Genomic DNA, 11,580 nt, shown 5'->3' on the forward strand with positions numbered 1-11,580 from the left:
GCACGCAGTTCATCCATTCCTGCTGGGGAAGGCTTTGGTCAAGTGGTTTGCGGTTGTCGCTGCACCGGTTTACTCCATCGCGCTGTGGGGTGCCTGGCTGCCGTCATCGGCATCTGCCCAGCAGGCCGGCTACGACGGTGAAGTGGTGACCTGCGAATCACGCGATATGGGCTGGGTGCATTGCGATATCGATGTCAGCAACGGCGTCGACCTGGTGCGCCAGCTTTCCAACAGCAGCTGCATCCGTGGCAGCGAATGGGGCACCGACCGCAGTGGCGTGTGGGTCACGCTGGGCTGCCGCGCCGAGTTCCGCGCACGCCGCGCTGCGGGTGCTGCGCCGGTAGCCAGCGAGGGCAAGCGCCTGGTCCGTCGCGTGGTGCGTTGTGAATCCAATGGTCGCCCGCAGAGCTGCCCGGTGCGCCTGGATGGCGCGCCAGTGCGCCTGCTGCGCCAGCTGTCGGCGCTGCCATGCCGCGAAGGGCAGGGCTGGGGCTACAAGCGCAATGAAGTCTGGACCAGCCGCGGTTGCCAGGGGGATTTCGAAGTGGCTGACGAGGACGGCCGATTCGTTGACGTACCACGCCGGCTGACCTGTGAATCGAAGTCGAAGAAGCGCCGCTTCTGCGGCGCCAGCATCTCGGTCGGTGCCGCCGTCTCCGAGCAGCTGTCCAGCACGCCGTGCGAGGAAGGCAGTACCTGGGGCTGGAGCCGCAACGGCATCTGGGTGGACGGTGGCTGCCGCGCCGAGTTCTCGGTGAATTGAGCCCGGGCGGGCTCCAACCCCGGGGGGCGTGGCCCTACAATGGGCCCATGAACACTGCCTCCGACATCGACTACGCCCGTTACGACCATATCCGTCCGATCCTGTGGACCGGCGATGCCCTGCAACTGCTGGACCAGCGCAAGCTGCCGTTCGTGGTCGAGCATGTGGTCTGCCATGACAGTGACGAAGTGGCTGCGGCCATCCACGCGTTGACCGTGCGCGGTGCGCCGGCCATCGGCATCGCCGCCGCCTGGGGCGTGGTGCTGGCCGCACGTGACGTGCAGGCCGCAGACGGTGCGCACGCGCTGCAGCAGCTGGAACCGGCGCTGCAGCGTCTGAACGCTTCGCGTCCGACCGCTGTCAATCTGGCCTGGGCGCTGGCGCGCATGCGCCGTTGCCTGAATGCCGCCGGTGCTGACTGGAAGGCGAAGCTGGAGGCCGAAGCGCAGGCCATCGCGGAGGAAGACCTGGCCGCCAATCGCCACATGGGCGCGCTGGGCGCAGGCCTGATCGAAGCCGGCAGCGGCGTGCTGACCCACTGCAACACCGGCTCGCTGGCCACCGCCGGCTTCGGCACCGCGCTGGGCGTGATCCGCGCCGGCATGGCCCAGCACCGCATTGCCCGCGTGTTCGCTGGCGAGACCCGTCCGTGGCTGCAGGGCGCGCGCCTGACCGTGTGGGAGCTGCAGCAGGATGGCATTGACGCCACGCTGATCGCCGATTCAGCCGCCTCGCACCTGATGAAGACCGGCGCTGTGCAGTGGGTGATCGTCGGTGCCGACCGCATCTGCGCCAACGGCGATACCGCCAACAAGATCGGGACCTATCAGCTGGCCATCGCCGCCCGCCATCACGGCGTGAAGTTCATGGTCGTGGCGCCGTCCTCGACGGTGGACATGGAGACCGTGGACGGCAGCCAGATCGAGATCGAGCAGCGCGATCCGGGCGAGCTGTACGGCGTGGGCGGCACCCGCACGGTGGCAGAGGGCATCGCGGCCTGGAACCCGGTGTTCGACGTCACGCCGGGCGAGCTGATCGACGCCATCGTGACCGAGCGCGGCGTGATCCTGAACCCGACCCCGGAGAACATGCGCGCCGCCTTCGGCGGCTGACGCGCGGGGGAGGGGCCGCGTGACCTCCGCCCCCCGGTGGTGCCGGCCGCGGGCCGGCAACCCCCTAAGTTCCTGATTTGTGCAGGTAAAATACCCGTAAAGGGAGGCGGAAAACGGCCTGTTGTGGTAATATCCGCAGGTTGAATCGAGGTTCCGGCACGACCCCCTCCCGCAGGGGGCTGCGCCGGACTGGACCGCTACCAGACAACGGAACCCGAATGGCAGAAACCGCCAAGGAAATCATCCAGGTCAACCTGGAAGACGAGATGCGCAAGAGCTACCTCGATTACGCCATGAGCGTGATCGTGGGCCGCGCGCTCCCGGATGCGCGCGACGGCCTCAAGCCGGTGCATCGCCGCGTGCTGTTCGCGATGAATGAACTCAACGCGCACAGCAACAAGCCCTACTTCAAGTCGGCGCGTATCGTCGGTGACGTCATCGGTAAGTACCACCCGCATGGCGATCAGTCGGTGTACGACACGCTGGTGCGCCTGGCACAGCCGTTCTCGCTGCGTTACATGCTGGTCGATGGCCAGGGTAACTTCGGCTCCATCGATGGCGACTCCGCCGCGGCAATGCGATACACCGAAGCGCGCATGTCGCGCCTGGCGCATGAGCTGATGGCGGACATCGACAAGGAAACCGTCGATTTCCAGCCCAACTACGACGAAAAGGAACTGGAGCCGACGGTCATGCCGACCCGGTTCCCGAACCTGCTGGTCAACGGTTCGGCCGGTATCGCGGTGGGCATGGCGACCAACATCCCGCCGCACAACCTGAGCGAATCGATCAACGCCTGCATCGCGCTGATCGACAACCCGGAAATCGACGTCGACGGCCTGATGGAGTACATCCCGGGCCCGGATTTCCCGACCGCCGGCATCATCAACGGCACCGCCGGCATCGTCGCCGGCTACCGCACCGGCCGTGGCCGCGTGCGCATCCGTGCCAAGGCCGATATCGAAGTGGCCGACAACGGCCGCGAATCGATCATCGTCACTGAAATTCCTTACCAGGTGAACAAGGCGCGTCTGATCGAGAAGATCGCCGAGCTGGTCAAGGAAAAGAAGATCGAAGGCATCAGCGAGCTGCGCGATGAGTCCGACAAGGACGGCATGCGCATCTACATCGAGATCAAGCGCGGTGAATCTGCCGAGGTTGTGCTGAACAACCTGTACCAGCAGACGCAGATGGAATCGGTATTCGGCATCAACATGGTGGCGCTGGTCGATGGCCGCCCGCAGTTGATGAACCTCAAGCAGATGCTGGAGGCGTTCGTCCGCCACCGTCGCGAAGTGGTCACCCGCCGTACCGTGTTCGAGCTGCGCAAGGCGCGCGCCCGTGCCCACGTGCTGGAAGGCCTGACCGTCGCGCTGGCCAACATCGACGAGATGATCGAACTGATCAAGACCTCGCCGAACCCGAACGAAGCACGCGAGCGCATGCTGGCCCGCGTGTGGGAGCCGGGCCTGGTCGGTGCGATGCTGGGTGCCGCCGGCGCCGAAGCCTCGCGCCCGGAAGACCTGCCCAAGGGCGTGGGCCTGATCGAGGGCGGCTACCAGCTGACCGAGATCCAGGCCACCCAGATCCTGGAAATGCGCCTGCACCGCCTGACCGGGCTGGAGCAGGACCGCCTGACCGATGAGTACAAGCAGCTGCTGGAAGTGATCGCCGGGCTGATCCACATCCTGGAAGATCCCGACCGCCTGCTGCAGGTGATCCGCGAAGAGCTGGTCAGTGTGAAGGCCGAATTCGGCGACGAGCGTCGTACCGAGATCCGCCACAGCGAAGAAGACCTGGACATCCTCGACCTGATCGCGCCGGAAGACGTGGTGGTCACCGTGTCGCATGCCGGTTACGTGAAGCGCCAGCCGGTGAGCGTGTACCGCGCGCAGCGCCGTGGTGGTCGTGGCCGTAGTGCGGCCGCGACCAAGGAAGAGGATTTCATCGAACAGCTGTGGCTGGTCAACACGCATGACACGCTGCTGACCTTCACCAGTTCGGGCAAGGTGTTCTGGCTGCCGGTCTACCAGCTGCCGGAAGCGGGCTCCAACGCCCGCGGCCGTCCGATCATCAACTGGATCCCGCTGGAACCGGGTGAACGCGTGCAGGCCGTACTGCCGGTGCGCGATTACGCCGATGGCCAGTTCGTGTTCTTCGCCACCAAGAACGGTACGGTCAAGAAGACCCCGCTGGGTGAGTTCGCCTTCCGTCTGGCGCGCGGCAAGATCGCGATCAACCTCGATGAGGGCGACGCGCTGGTCGGCGTCGGCCTGACCGACGGCCAGCGCGACATCCTGCTGTTCGCCTCCAACGGCAAGACCGTGCGCTTCGGCGAGGACAAGGTCCGCTCGATGGGCCGTACCGCCACCGGCGTGCGGGGCATCAAGATGCCGGCCGGCGAGGAAGTGGTCAGCCTGATCGTGGCCGAAAGTGCCGGTGGCATCGAGGACGAGAACGAGGACGACAGCGGTGTCGAGGAAGCCGCCGCCAATGGCGATGCGGTGATCGAAGGCGCCGACGACGCCAGCGTTCAGTACATCCTGACCGCGACCGAGAACGGCTATGGCAAGCGCACCCCGCTGCCGGACTATCCGCGCAAGGGCCGTGGCACGCAAGGCGTGATCGGCATCCAGACCACCGAGCGCAATGGCAAGCTGGTCGCCGCGGTGCTGATGGGCTCCAGCGACGAAGTCCTGCTGATCTCCGATGGTGGCACCCTGGTGCGTACGCGTGGCTCGGAAATCAGCCGCGTCGGCCGCAACACCCAGGGCGTGACCCTGATCCGCCTCTCCAAGGACGAGAAGCTGCAGGCGGTGGAGCGCATGGATGCCTCGATCGACGAGGACGAGGACGAGGTGGCTGCCGCCGCCCCGGCCACGACCGACGGCGCACCGGCTGCTGCCAGCAGCGAGGACGCCGCGCAGGAGTGATCCTGCCGCGAGCCTGAGGTACCCGACGACGCCGGCCCTGTGCCGGCGTCGTCGTATCCGGATGCCACGCATACGCGCGCGCTTCACGCAGGCGGTGGGATAACGGCGCATGCTGCCCCCGGAGATCGACGATGTCCGCCACGCCGCAGTCCGCTCCTGCTCCCGTCCGCGCCTCCCGGCATCCCCTCGTCACCGTGCTGTCGCTGCTGCTGGTCGTGTTCGGCCTGGTCATCGGTGGCCTCGGTGGGTGGCTGCTCAGCCTGGGTGGCTCGGCTTACTACGCCATCGCCGGGCTCGGCCTGCTGGCCAGCGGAATCCTGTTGTTCGGCAACCGCTGCAGCGGCGCGCTGCTGTATGCGCTGGTGTTCTTCGGCACGCTGCTGTGGACCTGGTGGGAATCGGGCAGCGACTACTGGCGCTGGGTACCGCGGCTCGGGCTGCTGACTGCGCTCGGCATCGTGCTGGCGCTGCTGGTGCCAACGCTTCGCGAGCCGGTTTCAAAACGCCTGTCGCGCAGCGTGGCGGGCGTGCTGATGCTGGTGTTCGTGGCCGCCTTCGGCCTGGCCTTTGCGCCGCATGGGGAAGTGGACGGCCACCTGCCGTTCCCGGAAGGCGCAGTCAGCGCCGGACTGGAACCTACGCGCGATACCACGGGCCTGCAGCCGGCTGACCAGCCCGCCGAGGGCGACTGGCCGGCGTGGGGCCGCAGCAATGCGGGCACCCGCTATTCGCCGCTGCAGCAGATCACCCCGGCCAATGTGGCCACGTTGCAACCGGCCTGGCAGTTCCGTACCGGGGATATGCCGAAGAAGCGCTGGGGTGCCGAAACCACGCCGCTGAAGATCGGCGACCGCCTGTACCTGTGCACCGCACGCAACCGCCTGATCGCGCTTGATGCTGCCAGCGGCAAGGAACTGTGGCGGTTCGATCCAAAGGTGAAGGATGCCTCGATTCCCTATACCGCTGCCTGTCGTGGTGTGAGCTATTACGAGCAGCCCAGCACGCCGACCCTTGCCGACGCAGCATTGGCCGATGTTGCCGCTGATCTGGCGTTGCCGGAACCGCCTCCCAGCGTCACCCGCAGCGCTGCACCGGGCAGTCGACCGGCGTGCTGGGCGCGCATCATTGAAGGCACGCTGGACGGTCGCATCATCGCGGTGGACGCGGACAGCGGCCGCCCCTGCGCGAATTTCGGCAACAACGGGCAGGTCGACATTACCCTGGGCATGGGCGAGGTGCCACCGGGTTACGTGTCGATCAACTCGCCGCCGGCCATCGTGCGCGGCGTGATCGTGACCGGCCACCAGGTGCTGGACGGGCAGCGCCGCGATGCGCCGTCGGGCGTGATCCAGGCGTACGACGCCATCACCGGCAAGCTGCGCTGGGCGTGGGACATGGACCAGCCCGAGCGCAGCGGCCTGCCGCCGCGCGAGCAGACCTACACGCGCGGCACCCCCAACATGTGGACCACTGCCACCGGTGATGAAGCGCTGGGGCTGGTCTACCTGCCGCTGGGTAATTCCGCGGGAGACTATTGGAGTGGTTCGCGCACGGAGAACCAGAATCGCTATGCGACCTCGCTGGTGGCGATCGACGTGGCCACCGGCAAGCCGGTCTGGCATTTCCAGGCGGTGCGCAAGGATGTGTGGGACTACGACCTGGGGTCGCAGGCCAGCCTGATCGACTACCCGACGGCGGCGGGTAAGGTGCCGGCAATCCTGCTGCCGACCAAGCAGGGTGACCTCTATATCCTCGATCGCCGCAACGGCCAGCTGCTGACCGCGGCCGAAGAGCGCAAGGTACCGGTCGGCGGCGTCGAACCCGAGCAGCGTTCCCCCACCCAGCTGTTTTCGCTGTACCACACGCTGCGCCGCGACCATGACCTGACCGAGCGTGACATGTGGGGCATCACCCCGATTGACCAGCTGGTCTGCCGCATCCAGTTCCGCAAGGCGTACTACGAAGGGTTCTACACGCCGCCGAGCAGCGACCGACATTCCATCGAGTACCCCGGCTACAACGGCGGCTCGGACTGGGGCAGCGTGTCCATCGATACGCGCCGCGGCGTGATCGTGGCCAACTACAACGACATGCCCAACTACAACCGGCTGGTGCCACGCGCGGAGGCCGACCGGCTGGGGTGGCTGCCGCGCGAGAAGGTCCGGTTCGACAAGGGCGGTGCCGAAGGCGCGGGCGACCCGCAGGTGGGTACGCCCTACGCCATCCAGGTCAACGCCGGCTGGCGGCTGCCGTTCACTGGCCTGCTGTGCAAGCAGCCGCCCTATGGCGGTATCCGTGCCATCGACCTGCGCACCGGCAAGCTGCTGTGGGACCGACCGTTTGGCAGTGCGCGCGGCAACGGACCGTTCGGCATCCGTTCCGGCCTGCCGATCGAGATCGGCACGCCGAACAACGGCGGTTCGGTAGTGACCGCCAGCGGCCTGATCTTCATCGCCGCCGCCACCGATGACCTGCTGCGCGCCATCGATCTGAAGACCGGCAAGGAGCTTTGGCATGCCAAGCTGCCTGCCGGCGGCCAGGCCAACCCGATGGTGTACGAGCAGGGCGGGCGCCAGTACGTGGTGATCATGGCCGGCGGCCACCATTTCATGGAAACCCCGAACGGCGATTACGTGATTGCGTTTGCGTTGCCGAGGTAACCGCAATGGGGGCGGTGGGCCGTCCCCATTGCACGACACGGGATTACACCGTGACCACCACCTTGCCGATCTGCTCGTTCGATTCCAGGTAACGGTGTGCTTCCTGGATCTGCGCGAACGGGAACACCTTGGCGATCTTTGGTGTCAGCATGCCCTTGTCCAGGCCATCGACAATGAACGCCTTGGCACGGGCCAACGCGGCATCGTCGGAGACGATTTCCGAGTACAGATAGCCCTTCAGCGTCAGCGACTTGCCCAGCACATTGAACAACGGGAACGGCGTGGGTTCGCTGCTCAGCGCGCCGTATTCCAGCAGGATGCCGCCACGCGCCATCGCTTCGGTCAGCGGAACCAACTGCGGGCCACCGATTGGATCGAACACCACGCGGGCACCGGCACCGCTGGTGATGCGTGCCACTTCGGCCACCAGATCCTGCTCCTGGGTGGCGATGACGTGGGCGGCGCCGGCATCGAGCAACGCTTGGCGCTTGCCCGGGCCACGGGTGACCGCGATCGGCGTGGCGCCCACCGCGTTGGCGATCTGGATCGCGGCTAGGCCGACGCTGCTGCTGGCAGCGGTGATGATGACGAAATCCCCGGCGGCCAGATGTGCCTGTTGCAGCAGCGCGCCCCAGGCGGTGACGTACTGCATCCACACCGCGGCCGCCGTTTCGAAGCCCAGTGCCTGCGGATGCTTGACCACCAGTTGCGCGGGCACGTTGGCCAGCTCGCCATAGGTGCCCCAGCGCGCGATGTCCAGCGGCGGTATCACGCTGACCGCATCGCCTGCAGCGAAGCCGCTCACCGCACTGCCGATGGCTTCGACCACGCCGGCCGCTTCGTAGCCCAGCCGGCTGGGGAACTGCGCTTCCTGCAGATAGGCGCCGTTGCGGAACATCACCTCGGCGCGGTTCAGGCCGATCGCCTTGACCCGGATCTGGACTTCGTCGGCGGAGGGGGCGGGAACGTCGATATCGTCGATGCGCAGCACATCGGCGGTGCCATATTCGTGGATGCGGACAACCTGGCTCATGGGGGGCTCCGAGAAAGGGCCGACGAGGGCGCCGGCGAAAGGGTGAGCGCTACTGTGCGCGTCGTCTGTAACCAGAATAAGGGGTAATCTGGCGTTTCATTGAAAAACAATTTTTTGCAATGGACCTGATCGTTCCCCTGCGGACCTTCGCCAAGGTGGCCGAGGTCGGCTCCTTCGCCGCCGCTGCCGAGGCATTGGACCTGTCGCCGCAGCTGGTCGGCAAGCACATCCAAGCGCTGGAGCAGCATCTGGGCGTGCGCCTGCTCAACCGCACCACGCGAAAGCAGAGCCTGACCGACTTCGGTCAGGCCTACTTGGCGCGGGCGCGGGTGATCCTGGAGGAAGTGGAGGGCGCCGAGGAATTGGCGGAAGTGGCGCGTGGACGGCCGATGGGGCGCCTGCGCATCAGCGCGCCGGTCACCTTCGGCGTGCACGCGCTCGGCCCGGCGGTGGTGGCTTACATGCAGCAGTACCCGGATGTGCAGGTCGATCTGAACCTGTCCAACAGCCTGGTGGACATCGTCGAGGACGGCTACGACCTGGTGTTCCGTACCGGTGACCTGGCCGACAGCGGGCTGGTGGCACGGCGGCTGGGGCCGTATCCGCTGGTCCTGTGTGCCTCGCCGGACTATTTGGCTTCGCGCCCGGCCATCACCCATCCCAATGATCTGAGCCGGCACGAGTGCCTGGGCTTCGCGCATTCGATCATCCGCACGCGCTGGAGTTTCCGCGATGCCGATGGCAGCGTGCTTACCGTCCCGGTGTCCAGCCGCTTCATGGTCAACCAGGCCGAGCCGCTGCTGACAGCGGCCGTGGGTGGTCTGGGGTTGATCCTGCAGCCCTACGAAATGCTTGCCGCTGCGCTGGCACGTGGTGAACTGGTGGAAGTGCTGCCGGACCATGTGCCGGTATCGACCTGGATCAACCTGGTGTATCCGCGCGACCGCCAGCTGACCCCCAAGCTGCGCAGCTTCCTGGACTTCTGCGTGGCGCGTTTCACTGAGCAGTCGATGGCACGGCGATAGCGTGGCATCGATCAGTATTCCCGTGTTCCCATGCGAAGGACTCGCCCCGTGATCTCTCTCCCGTTGCCGCAGCATGCCACCCGCTTCCTGCTGCTGGCGTCCTTTTCCAGCGCCAGCGTGCTTGCGCAGCAGATACCTGCGCAGGCGTTGGCCGAGTGGGGGGGTGCAAGGGCGCACGGACGGCCTGGCGCGACCTGATATCGAATGCCAGGATTTCCTGCAGGCGATGGGCCGGAAGCCTCCGGGACTGCAGTATGTAGGTTGCAGCCAGGATGACGCGTCCTACATCAAACCCATGGAAGCCCACTATCGTGTTTCAGGTGCCCAGGCGGCGCAGGTGGAAGCCTATCTGCGCGAGACATTTGGCATGCCTGCATTGCGCTACGTCTGTTGCGGCTGGAGCAATGGCGCGCCGTACTACTGGCGCGACGGCCCGGATACGGTGCGGTATCAGATCGGCATGGGGGTGGAGTCGCTGCCGTACGAACGGGACGAATGGCCGCGCATCGAGGCATTCAACGTCACCGTCGAGGTGTTGAGGCAGAGTCCCTAGCGTGGATGCGGCGGGCCGATCCATCGTCTAGGATGCGCCCAGGGATACCCGCAAAGGAATTGCCATGAAGGCTGTTGGACGCCTGTTTCTCTGCAATGCGTTGGCCTGTTTGATCCTGGTTGCCACGTCGGCGTTTCCGGCATTTGGCGCAGCATCTTCCGAGCGCGAACATCCACGTGCGCAGGATGCCATCGATGACTGGCTTGCGGCCTTCAATGCAGGCAGCCTCGAGGGGTTGCAGGCATTTGCCGACAGATATGCGAAGCAGGAGGGCAGCACTCCCAAGGACTATCTCGAGTTCCGCGAGAGCACCGGCCCGCTGAACGTGCTGGAAACACTCGAGCGCGCGCCCAGCCAGGCGAAGCTGCTGGTAATGGGCCAGCTGAGCGAACGTGCGATGTGGGTGACGGCGGTCATGGACCCGGCCAACCCGTCGCACGTGAAGCAGTTCCAGATCGAGGGCACTGATACGCCGGACAAGTACAAGCCGGAACGGGTTGCTTTGCCCGCGCTGATGGCCGATGCCACAGCAAAACTGGAGGCGCTGCGGGCGCAGGACGCGCTGTCGGGTGCATTGCAGGTGGCACGGAACGGCAAGGTGCTGCTGGACTGGCGCGGTGGCGAGGCTGATCGTACCGCTGGCATTCCAGTGGGCGTGGATACGCAGTTCCGCCTTGCGTCCTCCAACAAGATGTTCACTGCAGTGGCCATCCTGCAGCTGATGCAGGAGGGCAAGCTCAGCCTTGATGACACGATAGGGAAGTTCCTGCCGGACTATCCGAACAGGGTGGTAGCCAGCAGCGTGACCGTACGCCATCTGCTGTCACATACCAGCGGTCTGGGTGATTTCTTCGGCGACGATTTCGAGCAGTATTCCGCGTCGTTGAAGACGCTGGATGACTACGTGCAGCGCTTTGCCAAGGATGCGCCGCAGTTCACGCCGGGCAGCCAGGACAGCTACTCCAACTATGGCTTCATCGTATTGGGGCGCATCATCGAAGCGGTTTCGGGGCAGTCGTACTACGCCTATGTGGACGAGCACATCCTGCGCCCGGCGGGCATGACCGGCACCGGCTTCGAGCCGGAAACAGTGAACGTCCCGCAGCGAGCCGTCGCCTACACGAAGAAGGATGGGCAATGGGTCCGTGAAACGAAGTCGCTGCCCTGGCGCGGCATGTCAGCCGGTGGTGGCTACAGCACGGTGGCCGACATGGTGAAATTCGCCGGGGCACTGCAAAGCGGAAAGCTGGTCTCGCCCGCATTGCTGAAGCAGGCCACCACCGCGCAGAACCACAAGGGCTGGTATGGATTCGGCTTCGTGGTGCAGGGCGAGGGCAGGGAACACCAGTATGGCCATGAAGGCGGTGCGCCCGGATCGAACAGTGCCATCGTGGTGATGCCCGCACAGGGCTATGTGATCGTTGGCCTGGCCAATGTCGATCCGGATGCGATCGGCAACGTGGTCAACTACATCGCGCGTAGAGTGCCGCTGTGAACGCGG

8 protein-coding genes are annotated in these 11,580 nt (G+C 65.8%); 7 read left to right on the forward strand and 1 reads right to left on the reverse strand.

What is annotated here, in order from left to right; translation table 11 throughout:
* Positions 1–34: 34 nt before the first annotated feature.
* The 4 genes from H4O10_RS16475 (at position 35) to H4O10_RS16490 (ending at position 7,468) form a co-directional block, all read left to right on the forward strand.
* The gene (locus tag H4O10_RS16475; protein WP_005413902.1) at positions 35–763 is read left to right on the forward strand and encodes a DUF3011 domain-containing protein; all 729 of its coding nucleotides are present in this window, start codon (positions 35–37) and stop codon (positions 761–763) included.
* A gap of 47 nt (positions 764–810) precedes the next feature.
* Positions 811–1,875 carry an S-methyl-5-thioribose-1-phosphate isomerase gene (gene mtnA / locus H4O10_RS16480; RefSeq protein WP_005413901.1) on the forward strand — a complete coding sequence of 355 codons (1,065 nt, stop codon included), beginning with the start codon at positions 811–813 and terminating at the stop codon, positions 1,873–1,875.
* A gap of 218 nt (positions 1,876–2,093) precedes the next feature.
* A complete protein-coding gene (gyrA, locus tag H4O10_RS16485; RefSeq protein WP_012480752.1) occupies positions 2,094–4,808 on the forward strand; it encodes a DNA gyrase subunit A in 2,715 nt (904 codons plus the stop codon).
* Between the two features lie 131 nt (positions 4,809–4,939).
* Positions 4,940–7,468 carry a membrane-bound PQQ-dependent dehydrogenase, glucose/quinate/shikimate family gene (locus H4O10_RS16490; protein ID WP_012480751.1) on the forward strand — a complete coding sequence of 843 codons (2,529 nt, stop codon included), beginning with the start codon at positions 4,940–4,942 and terminating at the stop codon, positions 7,466–7,468.
* A gap of 43 nt (positions 7,469–7,511) precedes the next feature.
* Here the strand turns inward: H4O10_RS16490 and H4O10_RS16495 are convergent, their stop codons facing one another.
* On the reverse strand, positions 7,512–8,501 hold the full coding sequence (locus H4O10_RS16495; protein ID WP_012480750.1) for a zinc-dependent alcohol dehydrogenase family protein: 990 nt from the start codon (positions 8,499–8,501) through the stop codon (positions 7,512–7,514).
* A gap of 119 nt (positions 8,502–8,620) precedes the next feature.
* Between H4O10_RS16495 and H4O10_RS16500 the strand changes: the two genes are divergently transcribed.
* The 3 genes from H4O10_RS16500 (at position 8,621) to H4O10_RS16510 (ending at position 11,574) form a co-directional block, all read left to right on the forward strand.
* Positions 8,621–9,526, forward strand: a complete 906-nt coding sequence (locus H4O10_RS16500; protein ID WP_012480749.1) for a LysR family transcriptional regulator — start codon at positions 8,621–8,623, stop codon at positions 9,524–9,526.
* A gap of 226 nt (positions 9,527–9,752) precedes the next feature.
* Positions 9,753–10,079 (forward strand): DUF4952 domain-containing protein, encoded by a 327-nt coding sequence (locus H4O10_RS22355; RefSeq protein WP_229302666.1) that lies wholly within the window; start codon positions 9,753–9,755, stop codon positions 10,077–10,079.
* Positions 10,080–10,143: 64 nt separating this feature from the next.
* Entirely contained in the window at positions 10,144–11,574 is a 1,431-nt protein-coding gene (locus H4O10_RS16510; RefSeq protein WP_012480747.1) for a serine hydrolase domain-containing protein, read from the forward strand.
* Positions 11,575–11,580: the final 6 nt, after the last annotated feature.

Origin of the sequence: Stenotrophomonas sp. I18B00994 (assembly GCF_014145825.1) — a bacterium.
Classification (GTDB): domain Bacteria; phylum Pseudomonadota; class Gammaproteobacteria; order Xanthomonadales; family Xanthomonadaceae; genus Stenotrophomonas; species Stenotrophomonas maltophilia.

What these genes read in the sequence shown, in the direction of transcription:
- H4O10_RS16490 (WP_012480751.1), top strand. Translation starts at nt 4,940, where the DNA reads ATGTCCGCCACGCCGCAGTCCGCTCCTGCTCCCGTCCGCGCCTCCCGG.
- H4O10_RS16500 (WP_012480749.1), top strand. Translation starts at nt 8,621, where the DNA reads ATGGACCTGATCGTTCCCCTGCGGACCTTCGCCAAGGTGGCCGAGGTC.
- H4O10_RS16495 (WP_012480750.1), bottom strand. Translation starts at nt 8,501, where the DNA reads ATGAGCCAGGTTGTCCGCATCCACGAATATGGCACCGCCGATGTGCTG.
- H4O10_RS16510 (WP_012480747.1), top strand. Translation starts at nt 10,144, where the DNA reads ATGAAGGCTGTTGGACGCCTGTTTCTCTGCAATGCGTTGGCCTGTTTG.
- mtnA (WP_005413901.1), top strand. Translation starts at nt 811, where the DNA reads ATGAACACTGCCTCCGACATCGACTACGCCCGTTACGACCATATCCGT.
- H4O10_RS22355 (WP_229302666.1), top strand. Translation starts at nt 9,753, where the DNA reads ATGGGCCGGAAGCCTCCGGGACTGCAGTATGTAGGTTGCAGCCAGGAT.
- gyrA (WP_012480752.1), top strand. Translation starts at nt 2,094, where the DNA reads ATGGCAGAAACCGCCAAGGAAATCATCCAGGTCAACCTGGAAGACGAG.